This window comes from Acinetobacter lactucae (assembly GCF_001605885.1).
Lineage (GTDB): Bacteria > Pseudomonadota > Gammaproteobacteria > Pseudomonadales > Moraxellaceae > Acinetobacter > Acinetobacter lactucae.
The window spans coordinates 106,709-124,725 of record NZ_LRPE01000013.1 but is presented as its reverse complement, the minus strand read 5'-3'; the positions used below and the strand labels follow the sequence as shown (position 1 = coordinate 124,725).

The 18,017-nt window shown below is 38.1% G+C and carries 12 protein-coding genes; 8 read left to right on the top strand and 4 right to left on the bottom strand.

The window, feature by feature from the left end:
- The first annotated feature begins 2 nt into the window (after positions 1–2).
- Genes AWW73_RS07730 through AWW73_RS07695 form a run of 8 tightly spaced genes read left to right on the top strand, consistent with a single transcriptional unit; the run spans position 3 to position 12,723 of the window.
- A complete protein-coding gene (locus AWW73_RS07730) occupies positions 3–1,535 on the top strand; it encodes a restriction endonuclease subunit S (RefSeq protein WP_062849306.1) in 1,533 nt (510 codons plus the stop codon).
- Positions 1,536–1,542: 7 nt separating this feature from the next.
- On the top strand, positions 1,543–2,712 hold the full coding sequence (locus AWW73_RS07725; RefSeq protein WP_062849305.1) for a hypothetical protein: 1,170 nt from the start codon (positions 1,543–1,545) through the stop codon (positions 2,710–2,712).
- A gap of 44 nt (positions 2,713–2,756) precedes the next feature.
- Positions 2,757–7,034, top strand: coding sequence for a P-loop NTPase fold protein (locus tag AWW73_RS07720; protein ID WP_062849304.1), 4,278 nt, complete (start codon positions 2,757–2,759; stop codon positions 7,032–7,034).
- Between the two features lie 15 nt (positions 7,035–7,049).
- Positions 7,050–7,877, top strand: coding sequence for a hypothetical protein (locus AWW73_RS07715; RefSeq protein ID WP_062849303.1), 828 nt, complete (start codon positions 7,050–7,052; stop codon positions 7,875–7,877).
- 6 nt (positions 7,878–7,883) lie between these two features.
- Entirely contained in the window at positions 7,884–9,020 is a 1,137-nt protein-coding gene (locus tag AWW73_RS07710; RefSeq protein WP_062849302.1) for a hypothetical protein, read from the top strand.
- A 1-nt stretch (position 9,021) separates the two neighbouring features.
- Positions 9,022–10,707: an ATP-binding protein gene (locus tag AWW73_RS07705; protein WP_062849301.1), complete on the top strand. Its 1,686-nt coding sequence runs from the start codon at positions 9,022–9,024 to the stop codon at positions 10,705–10,707.
- Positions 10,700–11,254 (top strand): hypothetical protein, encoded by a 555-nt coding sequence (locus AWW73_RS07700; protein ID WP_062849300.1) that lies wholly within the window; start codon positions 10,700–10,702, stop codon positions 11,252–11,254. The genes AWW73_RS07705 and AWW73_RS07700 overlap by 8 nt, the downstream gene beginning before the upstream one ends.
- A complete protein-coding gene (locus AWW73_RS07695; RefSeq protein ID WP_062849299.1) occupies positions 11,251–12,723 on the top strand; it encodes a serine/threonine-protein kinase in 1,473 nt (490 codons plus the stop codon). Before AWW73_RS07700 ends, AWW73_RS07695 begins: the two co-directional genes overlap by 4 nt.
- 292 nt (positions 12,724–13,015) lie before the next feature.
- Here AWW73_RS07695 and AWW73_RS07690 read toward each other — a convergent pair whose 3' ends face one another.
- The 4 genes from AWW73_RS07690 to AWW73_RS07675 form a co-directional block, all read right to left on the bottom strand.
- A complete protein-coding gene (locus tag AWW73_RS07690) occupies positions 13,016–13,300 on the bottom strand; it encodes a hypothetical protein (protein WP_031947592.1) in 285 nt (94 codons plus the stop codon).
- A 634-nt stretch (positions 13,301–13,934) separates the two neighbouring features.
- Positions 13,935–15,281: an OprD family outer membrane porin gene (locus AWW73_RS07685; RefSeq protein WP_062849298.1), complete on the bottom strand. Its 1,347-nt coding sequence runs from the start codon at positions 15,279–15,281 to the stop codon at positions 13,935–13,937.
- Between the two features lie 78 nt (positions 15,282–15,359).
- On the bottom strand, positions 15,360–16,745 hold the full coding sequence (locus tag AWW73_RS07680) for an MFS transporter (RefSeq protein WP_062849297.1): 1,386 nt from the start codon (positions 16,743–16,745) through the stop codon (positions 15,360–15,362).
- 172 nt (positions 16,746–16,917) lie between these two features.
- The gene (locus AWW73_RS07675; RefSeq protein WP_000050874.1) at positions 16,918–17,862 is read right to left on the bottom strand and encodes a dihydrodipicolinate synthase family protein; all 945 of its coding nucleotides are present in this window, start codon (positions 17,860–17,862) and stop codon (positions 16,918–16,920) included.
- Between the last annotated feature and the right edge of the window lie 155 nt (positions 17,863–18,017).

The following is an 18,017-nucleotide window of genomic DNA, read 5'->3' as shown; positions in this document are numbered from 1 at the left end:
TCATGGCTGTAATTTATAAGCAGACAGTAGAAAATCTATCGGAACGGCGTATTGACGCTTGGCATTATCAGCCCAATTTTCAAAATCAAATTAATAAGATTAAGCAGAATGTTGGTGTAATTTTCTTAAATGATGTTATTGATAAGTCTAGAGGAGTAGCGAGTGGAGCGACTCCATTAGGGGCTAATTATCTACAAAATGGTAAAGTGAAATTTTATCGTACTTCAGAAGTTGAAGGGATGTTTCTTGATAGTCAAAAAGCAGTTTATATTTCTGAAGATGATGACGAAAAATTAGCAAGGAGTCGCTTAAAAGCAGGTGATATTCTATTAACAATTACTGGTGCGAAATTTGGTAAATCTGCTGTCGTCTCAGAATTACATTTGCCAGGAAATATTAGTCAGCATTCAGTTAGATTCCACCCCAAACCAGAATTAATAGATAGTTATTTTTTAGTGGCATATTTGGAAAGTGATATAGGTCAAGACGTTATTTGGCGTGAAGCTTATGGTGCGACTCGACCGGCAATTGATTTTCCTAGCGTACGAGTATTAACACTTCCCAAAGTAAATTTAATCGCTCAAAAATATATTGGTGATAAAGTTCGTCAAGCTGAGTTACTGCGCGAGTGGGCGAAAAGTTTAAGAAAACAAATAAAAAGCTACTTTGATAATTTGTTTGAAGGTCTTAATTTAAGTAGTCCTGTACAGCGTTATGGTAGAGTATCATTAGATAACTTAGTCCCGAGATTGAATGCAGAGTATTATGCTGAACAATATCTACAAGTTGAAAAATATCTAAAAAATAAATTTGGGGTTCTAGCCACTATTGGTGAATTGTCTCCGACAGTTAGAAGTAAAGTAAGACCTGAGACAAACTGTATTTATAAGGAAATTGGAGATTTAGATACCGCAACTGGGAAATTTGGTCAGGGCACACATTACACTTATTTTGATGTGCCTAATAATGCTCAAAGAGTTTTTGATGCAGGAGATGTGGCTATTTCTACCAGACGACCAAATAGAGGGGCGATAGCTGTTGTTGAAGAGTCATCACAAGATATTTTTTACTCTGTGTTTTTAGCAAGATTAAAGCCTAAGAATAAAAGCTTTGGCTATTGGTTAAAAGAGTATTTACGCCATGATGCAGGTAAATTACTTCTACTTCAGCGTTGTACATGGACAACATATCCTGTGATTTCAGAAGATGATTTGGAAACAGTACCTGTACCAGAACTAGTTGATGATTGGGAACATATTGCTAAATTGTCTACTCAATCCGTTTTGCTAGAGGAATATGCAACAAAATTAACGCATGTTGCAAAAGAAATAGTGGAGGGTTTGGTTGAGGGAATGATTACTGAAGATCATCTAATCCAAGCACATAATGTTTTAGAACAGGGCGTTACAAGTTTAGATCGTGCCATCTTAAGCCAAATGACTGAAGACGGTTATGCTGTGGCTGGTAGTAAACCTTTATTCTCAGATTTAGATGAATTCTACGATCTGCTAGAACAAGCCAAAACACTTGAGTAGGTGAAGTATGACATCTACTCCTGAACTTTTAACCAAAGCTAATAGAGCCATAAATGCGCAAAAGCATTTATGGCAACACACGGCAATAGAAGTAAGTCAAAAAGACTTGCTTCTGCCGGAGCTATTGCAATTACTGCAACCTATTTCGAATGGCGAACAAGTCACAGGCTATGGTCTAATAAAAGCACTGATACAAAGTCACGCTGCCCTAAACAATAGTGCGGAATGGCATTTAAGCTTACTTGCTTTAGATCCTGAAATTCGTAAGTATTGGGTTGGTTTGGCAATTGCACGTTGTAAAGAAGCACAACACATACAAGACTCTATGGTCCTTATACAACGTATCCAAACCTTGGGAGAAGCAAGTGGTTGGCTACTGGAACATGTTGAAGCACCTGCCCAGCTTGAAGCAACGCCGTTGGCTAGCCTTGAACGTGAATTACTTGGCTGTGAATTACATGAAAATTCAGCATACCCAATTTTATTTAGAATTCTAAAAGTAGCATACGACTTACAAGCGACACAGGCAGATATTCAGACCCTTGATGAAATTGATCTAACACACAGAGACTTTGAAAAAAATTGGTCAGCAGGCAGACTCATAGTATTGGCTAAAGACCAAGGCTATGCACGAGAGCGATGGGCATTACAAATCAAATCACCGCAAAGTACAGTGTATTTAGATGTGTTAAATGCTAATCCTTGGCTGATGCTTTTGGCGCTAATGGTATATACCCAAGATGTTTGGGCTGCAGAACACGGTGCAGGGTTTAACTTAAGCTTAGCTCAGGGACAAAGTCATTACGCAGCACATGAGGTCAAAGTTATTGCCATCGGTGTAGAAGGTGATGAGGTTGAGATTGGCACGCTCGCTGATTTGATCTTAAAAGTTTTGAGCGCATTGGGAGTAATATGTTATCCGCATACATCAACACTGAATGATTTAAACCAAACTTTAGCAGCATTGATTAAACAAGCATTAGAACTCAAGCTATGGCAATATCGAGATGGGGGAATGGGTGAGTTGGGGCAATTCAGTATTCACCCTGCATTGAGTGATGCGTGTTATAGCTTACCTCTATCGCCAATTTTTGGGCGTAAAAGTAAATACATACAACAAGTCATCAAAGACAGTGTAGTAGAGCGACGCCAAAACTATCTACTTTCAAAAAATTAAATCGTATTTAAAGATATTCAAAGAATTGTTCTGAGGGAAAAAACATGCGTTTAGAAATTGACAACGACATGATCACAAATTTAGCTCAACAACACCGTTGGGCTGCAACAGGTGTGTCAGATTATCCACCGTGTGATCCATTGGTTGGTCAAAGTCGGTTCTTTAAACGCTTTAAAACTTTTATTCAGACGGTTGATCATACACAAGACCAGTTTGCTCATGTATTTGCTGTTGAAGCAGAATGGGGACGTGGTAAATCCCGTCTAGGGCATGAACTTATTGCTCAAATCAATGAATCATCAAAAGGATGGTTTGTACGTGATGAAAAAGGTCAATTACAGAATCAAACACTTTTTGATCAAGCAAAACGTGATGAATATTTGGCTTTATATATTCGCTATTCACAGGTTGCATCTGATTATCAAAACTCAGATAACTGGTTCGCGTATGGCTTATATAAAGCCTTACTACCGCTTGCAACACAAGAGTTCGATCATTCCATTCAAAGTACAATTGCAAAACAAGCTTTTCAGCGTTTAAAACCCATCGGATTTTCATCACAAAAGTTGGCTGACATCTTAGAGTTAGAGAAACAGCATTCTGAAGAAATACTATATGAAGATACAAAATTAGTAGTTGGTTTGGTGCAACAAGCTTATGAATATATTAAAACCTTTGGTATTCAATATATTCTGATTGTGTTGGATGAGCTAGAAACTGTTGCGGAAGCCGCTTCATTTGGCTTAGAAGATGACAATAATCAGCGATTAGATGGACAAGCGATTCGTTTGATTGGTAAGGCAATTAAAGAAGAAGATCCACGCCGTAAACTACCATGGTTACGTTATGTCGCTTTGTGTTCACCGCTTTTAGGTCAGCAACTTAGAGAAATTCAATCTGTTGCTCGACGCTTTGAATTAGTCGAGCTTGAACACAACGCATTTGCTGATGTGTCGGACTATGTCGAGAAGCTTAAACAACAAAAGAAACTCACCTATGACTATCCAGTCGGTTTAGTTGAAGCAGCTTATGCGATGAGTGCTGCGAACTTCGGTTGGTTTAACGTCATCATGGCAAATATTGATGCGGTATTAGAACAATACAGACAAGCCAATAAAGACGTTGAAGATATCGGTGAGTTATTTAATGCAGTTTTAGCAGGTTCGGGACGTGTCGAAAAACATGTACTCGATAAAGGGGCGGTTGAAGGTATACAAACACGTGATCAAGAGATTCTCAAACACTGCCAAACATTGTTATATGGTCAATTGCCGCTTCCTTTAGCTCATATAAATAATGCAGCGGCTATTTTTGCATTAAAGAATGAACATCAAGAACCTGTGGCAACACGATATAAGTTGATTTATTTAGATCGTTTAGAGTGTCGTAAAGCATTAGAACAGGCCAAGTTTGTTCGTGAGCGTAACGATGAATGGTTATATCCTGCTGTTGAGCAAGTTTTGAGTTTAGACACGTTGCTTGATAACTTGAAAACCTTTTCTATCAGAGAACAGAGTAATAAAGGCAGACAAGCCTTCCTGATTCCTTTATCTAAAATCGAATTTAAATATCTATTAAATCTACTTTATGACCATCCTGCCGTTGAATTTGCAGCAGATGCTTTATGGCAAAGTATAGTTGGTCAATCTTTGGAGCTTTTAGAAGAGGAAGCAACGCATATTGGCCCAAGCATATCGATGCTGATGAATTTAGATATTCGCTATAAAAGTGCTCAGCAAAACTCGTTAATATTTAAAGAGCCGAATATGAGCGATGGGCTAGAAAAAGCCTTAGATGAATTACAACAGAAAAGTAGCCAGCAACCTTTACTGAAACTCGCTACACGTGTGACAGGTCTTATTCGTTTGTTGGATAATAATTGGTCTTATAATCAATCTATTTATGCAATTTCAGTAAATAGTCCAGCGAAGGATTTGGTCATTTTGACAGAACCAAGCAATGGTTTAGTCACTTTAGATTCATTTAAGTTAAATCCTAAAGGGAAAGCCTTATTCGCTTGGGTGAGTAATCGCCAAGAGCTCGATGCACTTCATACATTTTCAGCAGATTATCGTAGAGATTCAGGGCGTACTCCAGTTTTAGCTTTAACGGCATCTGTGAATCTGTATGAGCAGTATATTCGTTTAGACGCTGATGATGCGTTGCGAGATGCAATTTTGCTGCATTATGTAAACCCAACCGAAGTGGATCAGTTAGAACGTATAGGTTTAGATTTAAGTATTTGTAAAAAATACAAGGTTGATCTGACCTTAGATAGCTTTATTAAAAAATTTAAAAGCAAATTAAAGGGTATTGCAGATAATGTCCAGCAGTCTATTGTCAATTGGCGACAGCATCTGAATGATAAAGGCCAAATTGCTTGGCCCTTGCGTATAGATGGGAAGTTGTCAGAGGAAGAGCGTAACATCCTATTCAAAGCATGGTATCAATTGGCAATAGAGCAGAAAGAACGGACCAGTATTCTTTCTACTTCCTTCAAAGATATAGATGTCAAAGAGATTGAAAGTATTTTGAATAAACTCAAAGTACCATCAATCTATGAGGCTAAAGGTTATCAAAAACATGAACATGCTGACTTGTTTTTGAATTTAGATACACCGCAATTGAGTGTAGCAAATATCCCTATATTTCTTGCCAAAATTGTGGGTTTAGACAAAACAGAGAACACATGGAGTTTAGAAAAAGCAGAGCAAGATTGGTATTTTGGCTATGTCTCATTTTCAAAAAATACCAGTAAAAATGTTTTTGATGACTGGATGTGGTGGTGTCATAAATTACATTTAATTGAAATTCTGGACCCGACTGCGCATAAAGCTGTTTGGAAAACATATCCTATAGCCAAGCTTTCAAACATGATTGAAGAAGCTCAATTATGGTTTGAGGGCAAATCGGATGATAGCTATGCAAAACAAATTGAGATACTGGCAACCACCTATGGCTATGATCAAATTCAACATCATTTTGCACCGCTCAACAGTACAACCTTAGGGGTTCAAACTGTAGAGGCAAAAGATAGCTTAATCCACGCACAAAATTTATTTGAACAACTTAAAGCGACAACTGAGTCATTAGATAGCATCGTTTTTAAAGAAGATGTACTGAAAATTAAACCGCTTTTAAAGCAAAGAAATGAAATCATCGCTTTGGTTGAAAAGGTAAAGCCACTGCATCTGCAAAAGACTGCATTAAGAGATGTTAATACCTTAGATATTGCTGATCAGCAATTGTCTCTTTATGAAAGAGTACAGCAGGCAACTCTTTATGCAGAAAAAGTGCAAATGGCTTGTCGTAAAATCAAAGAGCGTAGTAGTGTGCTAATTGACATTATGGAAAAAGATGCCAAAACGCATCATGAATTTTCAGTATTAATTTTCAAAATGTGTCTAAATACCATCGGTAATATTGTTGATGCTGTTTTAAATAATGATAATGCTAGTGAGACGGCAAAGAAACAAATTCAAGCGAGTAGTAATACATTTATTCATGCACTTCGGACAATGAATTTTGTTAAAGCGGACGAGAAGCTATTAGAGCTAGCAAATGAAGTCGGGTTAGATATTTATACATATAATATGAAAGATATCAATAATATATCGAGTGGTTATATTGTTCCTAACTATAAAAAATGTTTGGATAGACATGAAAGTATTACTTCAAACTTAAAAAAGCATCGTTTAATAGTTCAAGAATTGCTATTTAAGTTGTCTGGTGCTGAAGTATTAGCCCAATTCTCTTCAGATATTGAAGCTCTCGAAATAATCGAAGACAGAATTTCAATTTTAGAGGAAAGCCTGACGGATATAGAAGAGAAAGCAGATGAATACCGTAAAAAATATAGAGAACAAATGCAAAAAGGGGATTTTTCTTCTTTAGATGGCTTAACTGAGCATCTTTATGATGGTATTCGCCAGCAATTAAATTCTTCAGTTGCAGGTAAATTATTAGTTATAGAAAATCACTGTACAGCTTATAAAAATGAAAAAATTAATTTGTTGCAACAGGAATTTCCATGCTTGAAGCCATTGCTTGTAGATCAGGTAAATCATCAGAGCTTTATTGATGTAAATGAGCTAAGCACACTTAGCCTCAAGGATTTAGAGCAAGCATGTGATGAAAAAATGAATCAGTGGACTTTACAAGCAGAGAGCGTTCTAAGCTCATTAGAACTTGATTTGGTAACTTGGAAAAAAGCACATTATGCCATTGCAAACAATCAAGAGCAGATTCCATTGAGTCCAGAGCAACAACAAAAATTAGTTGAGGCTGGGATTTTAAAAATGAAATTATCTTTTGTAAATTAGTAAGTGGAGAAGACTTTGATTTTTCTCTCTGAATATTTATCAGGTGTGAGTAAAGGTCGTATTTTAAAACGATTGATTAAGCCTGAAATTACAGGTCAGACTTTACCTATATCTGGATTATTGTTAATCAGTGCTAAAGAGTTGAACGCAGACAATATTGAGAGTTATGTAGACTGGTCTCAACAGGCAGGATGTGTACTCTTGATACTCGAGCCTGATGAACAGCTAATGAAACTCTCTAAGCAAACAACTTTCGGCCTAGATTGGAAACTTGAATATCTAGAACATAGTCTCTGTGAAAATAGAGTGTTTGACTTTCAAATCCTACAGTCAGAAATATTGCAGTCATTAAGTGGATATAGCGGTAGTTATGAACAAGTTAAACATCATATAGGTGACTTAGTTCACACGCGTTATATTCGAAAACACTCAAATAGTGGCATATTTGCGATTACAACCTTACCCATATGGTCAGTTAGCCTTCTTGATGAAGCAAATCATGTGAAAGCGTGGTTGAATTGGTTTATTGTTCATTGTGGTACAAAATCAATTGAAACTCATACCCCTGAGGTTGTTGAGAGTTATACGCTTAACAAACTAGATTATACAGTTTTGTTACTGGTTTATCTTTTACCCGAGTATTCACCTAGTGAAATTGGAAAAAAAGTTGAGACATTGGGGATTTTTGACTTGAATCAGCTAGATCTTATCAATCGATACGAAATACTTGAAAAAGAGAATTATATTTTAAATAAAAATCTTACACTCAAAGGCATTTCAGCCTTAAAAGCCTCCTATCTTTGGAATTATGTCGAACCTTTAGCTCAGCAATTAAAGGACTAAAATACTTTGAAAACAATAAATCTTGCTCAATCTCTTGCGATTGACAGTCAATTAAGATTACCAGGCAGTGCTGGCCGAATATTAAAAAATATTCGAGATATTGAGCGAATTGCTCCAATATTTCGCGATGTAGGATTGGTTAAACCTGTACCAAAATTAAGTATGGTCGATATGAGTGTGGCAGGTATTTCTACAAGATCGTGTGTCACAAAAGCGTTGGGTGGCTTCATTTATGTCAGCGCGGCTGTCCGTATAGATCTATTGATTGAACAAAATAAATTAAGTTCTGGAGCAACAGACAGTATTTCTGAATTAGATGATATTGATTTTGAAGCTCAAGCCAAACGTTTAGAGTTAATACAGATTCGACAAACTTATTCATTGCTGGAAAAGATTTTCAATTCTGCTCATAGCTATAATCTTATCTTAATTGATACGCCTTTCTTTCTAGCAAGAGATATGGCTCCACTTGACAGACATAAGAAACATAAACAGGAATATGAAAAAACTAAAAAATTAATTGAAAATTTCTGGGATACGTATCGCCAATCAATTTTTCCTTGGCATCCCAATGGACCAGTCGTAGCAAGTATTTTAGCTGAGCGATTTTCAGCAATTGTGAGTATTGCTAAGCAGGATTTAAGAACTGCTGAAGGTAGGAGTCAGATCCTTGAAAATGATGGATTTGATGCTCACATGATTAAGCAGTTAGATGAAATTGAAGAACAGCTTATAGGGATTGGGGATTTAAGATTTATTAATGGAATACTTGGAAATTTTACAAGAACCATAGCTTTTAGATCACATCAATCAGAAAAACGAATTGAACCTGTTCAAGAAGTACAACAAGGTTTAATCGGCTTTCATTTTAGAAGCTCTAGACAGGGACAAATTAAGTTCGTGCAACTCGTTGGAGATGAACCAGCTTGGACCAGCAAATCACTTGATATCGTGGCATCAAGATTAATGACACTGGATATGCAAAATAAAGGGAAAGCTATGCCATTGCCACAATTACTAGGATATCAACAATTAAATATATTGCCTCAATTCGGGGAGTTTTATCGTAAAGGTTTACATAACGCAGTAAAGCAAAATGAAGTCGAATTAGGTTGGCTAGATGGTTTGGAAGGGGAAGAATAAAATGGGTTACAAAGTACTAGGGAAATTAGTTGGAAATACAGGTGATACAAGCCAATTAACAATGGTCATTCAAGATTCTTTTTCTGTGCGCCGTGGAGAGTTTGTGCGTATTATGCACCAAGAGCGTCAAGATGAAAGAGAGGTGGCTGTTCTTGGCCGTGTAGTTAAAATTAACCGATCTAATATGTTATATAACTCTGGTTTTGGTGATGGTGTCACTGAATTAGAGTTATTACCAGGTGCTAGCGTAACTGGTGAAAATATTTATGCGCATGTAGAGTTGGTTGGTTATCGAGATCCACAGACCCGTCAAATTAAAATCCCTCGTCGTCCTTTAAATCCTGGTACATCTGTTGAGACTGTCGATTTTCAGTTTTTAAGTGATTTTTATGAGTTCAATGAGCATACAAGTCTACATTTGGGTAATTTAGTTGGCTATGACAAAGGCCAAAACACTGTACCTGTATTTATTGATGTGAATAAATTAGTGACTGAGCACATGGCCATTTTAGCGATGACGGGTTCAGGTAAGTCTTATACTGTTGGTCGAATCATTGAAAGATTGGTTACCTTAAATAATGGAACAGTCGTTGTATTTGATCCACATGGTGAGTATGGAAAAGCTTTATCTAAAGGTGAGTTGCAGTTCTCTGATCATCTTGAAGATATTGAAGATGTACGAGATCAAGAAATCCTACCTAAAATTAAAGAAACTTTTAAAAAGTTACAAAAAGCTGGAGCAGGGATTCAGATTTATTCACCTCAGCAAGAATCATTTAAGTACAAATACGCGAGTAAAAATATTCCACTTGCTTTGCAGTTTGACCATTTTGAAATGGATGATATTGCAGAAATTTTACCTGGTTTGACGGAACCACAACAACGTGTGCTCGATGTAGCAATTCGTTATTGGAGAGCTGCAGATAAGACAGAACCAAGAGATATTAATCGTTTAAGATATTTCTTAGGTGATGGTATCGAAGAATTAAAAGAATGGGATGATTTATCAGAAGCTGAAGCAAAAGCCCTATCCGGCCGAAGTGCCGCTGTTGCTTCTATGAAGTTATCTCGAGTGCTTAACGAAGCACAGAGTTTTTATTCTGCAACAATGAAAGAACCAACAGATATTTATAAAATGGTTGGGCGTCCGACAAATCAGCAAGGTCGCCTCGTTGTAGTGGATTTACAAGGTTTAAGCGACACAGCAAAACAAGTCGTATGTGCTTTGCTGTCTAGTGAAATCTTGAAAGCCGCATCAAGCAAAACTGATCCACTTAGACCGTGTTTTATTATCTATGAAGAAGGGCATAGCTTTGCACCAGCAGGCGGAAACGCTGTAAGTCATAGAGTCATCAAAAAGATTGCAGGTGAAGGGCGTAAGTTTGGTGTTGGATTTGGAATCGTTAGTCAGCGACCATCTAAACTTGATTCTGATGTTACGTCTCAATGTAATACATTAATCACAATGAGATTAAAAAACCCAGATGACCAACGTTTTATTGCCAAAGCATCTGATATGGTGAGTAAGGCTGATTTAGATGAATTACCAAGTTTATCTACAGGTGAGGCGTTAGTCTGTGGTCGTTCAATCCCTGCGCCATTATTAGTGAAAGTGGGTAGTAAAGCCTTAACTCATGGTGGTGAATCTCCAGAGGTATTACGTGTCTGGGGCAGTTTTAATGGTTAATACTAGTGTACCTTCCATTGAATGGGTACAACGATACTTTCCGATCATGACAAATGGTCTGTTGGGTGATCGAGATGTATTTGTTCATAGTATTGGTTGCAGTATTTGGAACACTTTTGGGCATGAAAAAGGTTATATGGCTATTATTGAATGTCCTGCACCAAATACACATGCTGCAGATATACGCTCTGATTCGGGATGGTTCAAGAGCCATCAGGACCATCCGAGTTGTTTAATAGAGTTTGAACGTTATCAAGGACTTCAAGATCAGCATAAAATTGAATGTAAGCTTAAAAATTTGATGGAAGCTTGTAGCCGTTGGGAATTTAGTTCGGATGTACTCATTTTGAGTATTTGGAGCAAAGGTATAGTCCCTTCTCCAGACCTTGTGGCTCTAAAAAATATTTTTTATCGTGGATTTCTAAGCTCTAAAGGTCTGCGAATTCAATTGCCATCAACTATTACGGTGATATTAAATCGATTTTATTTTGTTGATAATGGTACTAGTATTAGCTTGCACGATATTAAAAGTGAGTTGTTAAAGTGAATATTCGTTCAGCACATTTTTTACCCGGAAATCAAAAGCAGCTAGGTAATAAATACTTGCTTCTAGAATGCTTAGGCGATGGAAGTCATGGTTGGGTATGGCGTGCTGAGCGCCTTTTAGATGGTGAAATTGTTGCTGTTAAAATTCCGAAAGACATTACTAAAGAAGATAGAGAGTTAGTGGAAGGCAAAGAATTATTAGGATTAGATCCTCATCCCAATATTATTAAAATTTATGATATGGGGCGTATTGAGAAAGAGTGGTTCTATATTGAAATGGAATATTTTCCAAGTCAAACTTTAGCTCAAAAAATGGATGTAATTGGTAGCAAGTTCGGTCAAAGCTATGAACGTGTTTTTAAAATTTATCGCCAAATTTTAAATGCAGTTCATTATTTAGCAGAACTTGAGATTCCCATATCTCATGGAGATATCAAGCCGCATAATATTCTCATTGGAGATAATGATTTAGTTAAGTTAACTGATTTTGGTAGTTCTGCACTACCAGAGGAAATTTATGTACGTACTCGAGAAAATGGTGGCACAGTATTATACTCGGCGCCAGAATTTTCTTATGTAGTTAGTCGTAAAGGTAGTGCTCAAGATTTACTTTTAGGTGATATATATAGTTTAGGTGTTTTGCTATATCAGCTTTTAACAGGACAACTACCTCATAACACTCCAGCAGCAGTTTATAGACATACAAATTTTCCTAAACCATCAGAGTTAAATATTTCTATAAATGAAAAGTTAGATCTATTTGTATTGAAATGCCTTCAAAAAAATCCAGAAGAAAGATTTCAGAATATGGTAGATTTAAAGAATGCTTTTGAGAAGGCAGTTAAGTTTCAAACATTAAACAGTGCTCAGACATTGATAAGACAATATGATCCAATTGCTGATTGGTCTACTAAAATTGTAAATTTGTTGTCTGAACGAAAATATTTAAAAGCTGCATATTTATCGAAACAAGTATTTGATTCAGATCAAGATATATTGGCTTTTCATCACTATTTAATTGCCTTATATAAGGATCAAAGATTCTTAGAATTATCAGAAGCAGTAAGAGCAAATCAAGATATTATTTTAAATAATACGCTCAATGATGATTTGGAGTTATTAGAACTCATTGCCAAAGTTTCATTATTGCAAAGGGATATACTGTTTGCTAATAAATGGATTGATCACATAAAGATTAAGTATACGGTAGACTCTCCGGAATATATGAAATTGAAAGCAGTGGCCCTCGGTTTAGATGCTCGCTACTCTGAAGCACGAGATTTATTAGAGTGTTTAAATGAGAGGGAACCTCGTCAAATTAAAATCGTTAAGCAGCTTATTCAAGTCTGTGAACAATTGAGAGATTATAGCTCTGTTATTGGATATCTTAAACTGGCGCTTAGATTACGGCCTAATGATTCAAGTCTTTTAGAAAAAAAAGATTTTTATCAAAGGCTTAGTTTTATGTAAAAGAACTATCATAAGTTAGCAAATAAAATTTTTCTAATTAATATAAAAGAGGAAAGAATTTGAAAAATATTATAAAATTTATATATTATAGAGTTATTTAGCTTCTGAATTTTTACTTCTCTAATAGCTATTTTATTCATTGATTATTTGAACATAAAATCTCTTTCGTACCATAACAAAAATTTAGAAATTCCCCCAAGGCCCCCGTGCCACAACAGAACTTTAATTTTTTGCGCTGATTTTAAAGTCATCCACCATTGCGGCACAGAGATAAGGGAGCTAAGCCAAACGCTTAGCCCATGTCTTCTTTATCGCACCGCCGCATCACGCTAAAAAAAGTAGGGGCAAAGTCCTGTGGGAGAGCAGGACTTTGCAAACTGACATGTTCTAGACGTTGCATGAGCTTAGGCGAATACACTTGTTCAAGCCGTTGGTATATACAGTCGCAACTGGCTTGGCTGTGCCCACCAGACAGGCAAATTTTTTCAAACTCCTGCTGAGTGCGGAGGCCACAACCCGAAACGCTGTAATCGCCGATCATCAAACCTAAAACTAAAATAGTTTTATAAAATTTCATATTATTCTCGTAATGATTGGGGATATATCAATGAGAAAAAATAAACCGCTATATTTAAAGTTTAAAATCATTTTTAAAGGCAATAGTTAACCCGCCTATAAAAGCAATAAAATAAAATGACTTAAATTTTAAAATAAAAATAATTTATAGATTTAAAAATTAGATAATAGAAAACCTAAATTTTAAATAAATAAAAAGTTTATAAGGGAGAGGGGATTAATCTAAAAAAGGTCATGGTTAACTCCTGAAAATTTATGGAGCTCTACCACCAAAAATCACCGTCAATTGATTATGGTGGTAGAACGAAAGGGGGTTAGCAGACTGGGATCCAAGGAACCAGCACGCGCGAGCGCGTCCCCCTCCCGTCCTACCGCAAAGAAAAGGGACGCAAGGGTCTAACGACTTATAGTGGAACTATAACCCGCCATGGATCTACGGTCTGCTAAAACCGACTGGCAATGTAGGCCAGCGGGACCATAATAATCATAAGTTTTTAACAGGTCAATTCAATTTAAATAAAATATTATAAAAATTTTAAATATAAATTTATATTTTAATTAAACTCAAAAGTTAATCTATTTAAAGCCATAAATTAATAAAAATAATAAAGCTAAACTAAACGTTTAGCCTGTGCTTAAAATGTATAACGGTAATTAATAAATACACGGTGCTGGTCCCAATCTTTCCGAGTTAAACCATTTATCTTTTCACCTAGGTTTGCATTTTCAAACTTTGACTCATAATGTAAAAATGAATAACGCACATCTAAGTTTTTTACCCACGGCAGGGCATAACTCACGGTAAAGTCAAAGTAACGCTCTTTACCCTCAATATCACTGCTGATGTTACTTTGGTGAGCGCCAAAGCCATAAATATACTTCGCTTCGGTTTTTAAGCCTTTCACATAGTCTTTCCAGTTATATTTCAGCCGAAGGGCAATGGCGGTTTCATCATTATTGGTAAAGTCAGGGCCAATGGTCGCAGAGGTCGGAAACGGGTTAGTGCCGTGGTCTTGCGTCAAAACTGAGTTGCGGTCGGAGTGCACGGCAAAGTTATCTTCAATCCAAAAACCATCAAACTTTGAAATGGCAATGCCGCCTTCGAGGTTATTCTTGGCCACATTTATATCGACAAAATAACCATTGCCACGGTTGTTAATGTCTTGGCCTTTGACACAGTCCAGCTCGGTTTCGGCACCGCATTTAAACAGCTTGCCATCGTCACGTGAGAAAAAAGCACCTGTGTTAAATGTCCACACCAAGCCATGAAAGGGCAATTTATATTGAGCAATCGCCCCGTACTTTTTTAAATAATCTTTGCTATTTAAATATTCGGCATTCACGCTCCAGTTTTTGTATTGATACTTGGCACCAAGCAAACCGACATAATCAATGCGCTCGTCATTTTCAGTCACCAGTTTTTCAAATGAGTCCATGCTGCGCGGTTTCCAGCGGTCATAGTAAGCCATGTAAGTCTGTAGCTGATCATTCAGTTGAAACTGCCCACTCGCACCCGAAAAAGTGTCGGGCACTGCGCGGTTGTTGGTGCTTTTAAGCAACAGCGAGTCGTGCAACTGGCGGCCTAATTTAATTTCGCCTTTGTCGCCGAGTTTTGCTTTGATGTAGAGCTGCCCTAAGGTCGCAAAGTTTTGATCGAGCTTGCCGTTATTTTCAACCTCTAAAAGCTGAGCGCTCGGCTTACCAGAGTCAAATAACTTGGTGACTGCATAGAGTGAGCCATCTACCCCCAGCCAGTCCCAGATGTAAGGTGACTGATAATTTAACTCAAGCCCTAAGGCACTTTGTTCATATTCACTCGACGAAGGCGAAGGGTTGGCAAGCGTGGGGTGGGCAGTGCCTTCATCGTTCCAGTAGCGGGTGTTAAGTTTTAATTCTAACTTGCCAAATTCTTGAGGAAGCTCTGCATAAGCGTTGCTCACGCTGCCTAAACCAATACAGCCCCATAGCAAATATTTATTCATTTTAAATTCCTTTTTTAAGCATGAATAAGCCCTTTGCCTAACGCTGAGGTTAGGCAAGCTTTTTATGAAATGGATGAATTAAGGAGAGAGTTTTTCGAGCACTTGGCCTTTGGTTTCAATGGCAAAGAAGAATGTCACTAAGCCACCAATGAGCGCCACAACCGCCAGCACACTAAACACATATTGAATGCCATAGCCACCAACTACGAGGCCCACCATAACAGGCCCAATTGCAGAGCCTGCACGTAACCAAGCGGTACTAAACCCGATGCCCATCGCACGTAGGCGAGTAGGGTAAAGTTCGGCAGCGTAAAGGTATAAAGAGAATGAAATGGTCTGCAAAATGGCATAGCTCAGCGTTGCCAAAATCACAACTTCCATGGCCGATTTTGCACCTAAAATCGAGAGGCTCATGAGTGGAATAATTGCTAAGAAAAATGCTGCACTGTACCAAGGGCGGCGGCCGACTTTATCAATCATTAACGCACAGATAATAGAAGCAATTACACCCACGCCCGACGTAATCCAGCCATAACCTAAACTGGTTTGAAGTGACAAGCCAAAGTGTTGTTTGTAGAGAGATGGTAGCCAAGTCACCATGGCGTTGTTCACCATATACACGCAAAACCACATGCCCCACAGGGTAAAGGTCCGTTTACGGTAAATGCCACGGAACAGCTCGCGCCAATCGGTTTTTGCCATGCCTTGCGGGTTAATTTCTTTAACCACAGGTTCAGGCAAAGTTTTACCGCTTTTGATGGCACCATCTTCAAAGCTTTTAACCACTTGATCTGCTTCTTTAAAACGGCCTTTTGAAGCCAGCCAGCGTGGTGACTCAGGCAAGAAAAACCGTAAAGGAATCACCAGTAAAGATGGAATCAAGCCCACAATAAACATGACTTTCCAGCCGTAAATTGGCATCAGGAAAAACGCTGCCATGCCTGCAAACATAAGCCCGAGTGGGAATAAAACTTCATAGAGCAAGAAAAACTTACCGCGCTTTTCTGCACCAATAAACTCATTAATATAGGCACTCGCAACAGGCACTTCACCACCGGTACCAACACCTTGTAAGAAGCGGAAAATTAGCAGCGACATTCCGCTCCAAGCAAACAGACAGGAAATGTCCATTGCCACAAACAGTAAAATGGTAAAAGACAGCACTTTTAAACGACCGACTTTTTCGGCAAGAGAACCAAAAAAGATCGCACCGACCAGTTGCCCGACATAGCCTGCGGCAATGATCGCACCGACATAGGCAGGCGTCAGATGCCATTCGGTAATGAGTTGGGGTAAAGCAAAGGCAATCGCAAGAACAGTATAAGCGTCAAAAAAGGTCGCGATCCCAATGGTAATTCGCATAAATTGCAGTCGACCAGTGACGGGTAGCCGTTCGAGTCTTGCAATAATTTCCGCATTTTTTTGATGATGACTAATTTGTTCTACATCCGCTAGATTTGTCATCTTCTATCTCCTTATTACTACATTCCTCGTAGTTTTGTTGTTCTATTTCGCACTACCTGTTCACCACAGTTTGCATGCTTTTTATTATTATTTTTAAGAGACATGCCCGATGTTTGGCCTCAGGCAGCGTACAGGAAAAAAAGGCTAGCGTACATGCTAGCCCGAATAGAATTTAAGCAACGGCTTGGGTTAAATCGACCTTGCCAATTCCGGCTTGACGCATTGCATCATGAATTTCTTGTTCAGCACCATCTGCCAGTGGAAGCAGTGGCGAACGCACAGTGGCATGGTCCAAAATTCCGCGAGCAACCAATGCATGTTTAAGCGCGACCGTACCTTCCATATGTGAACCACGGTGATAAACATTGCGAGTCACTGGTAATAGTTGATCGTGAATGGCACGAGCTTTTGCATAATCTTTAGCTTTACCTGCTTTAATCATTTCAATTAAAAGTTCAGGGGCAATGTTGCCGTAGCCAACCAATGCGCCGTCTACATCAAACATGGTGTGAAGCAAATATTCATCGTGGCACGTCAACACTTGTAAGTCTGGACGTTCACGGCGAATAATCGGAATTTCAACATCCCAGCGGCGCATGTTACGCACACCATTTTTCATGGCAAACACACCTGGCTGTGCAGAAATATCGAGTAGAGTTTCTAGGTCGTAAGTGGCTTTAGTCGCATCTGGATATTGGAATAAAATAGATGGCAAACCACTTTCTTCATAAATTGCTTTATAGCGGTCTTGTGGTGCGCCTTTTTGATAGCCAAAACGCAACCAGCCATGTGAAGGGTAAATCAAACCTGCCGAAGCACCCGCGCTCACTGCACGTTTTGCTTCTTCTGCTGCAACCGAAGTACCTTCGAGCGTAATCCCTGCGATTACCGGAATTTTGTCATCTACCGATTTAACAAAGCTTTCGATGACTTGCATTTGTTCTTTTTGCGACAAGAATGTTCCTTCACCTGCATGCCCAAGAACAACCAAGCCTTTCACACCATCAATACTGCCTAACCATGAACCTAAACGTTGAATTGCATCATGGTCTACTTGTCCGTCACGGGTAAAAGGAGTCACAGGCGCTGGGGTTAATCCACGTAAATCTAAACTCATAATCGTACTTCCTATACAGTGTAATTAAATATTCTCTGGTTCTTAATCTGACTTAAATCGTGTTGTAGAGAACATGATTGGAGTATAGAAATAGGTGAGCTATGTAGGAATTACCAATTCTTGAATTTCAGTTATACTGAAAATGTATGGCTCAA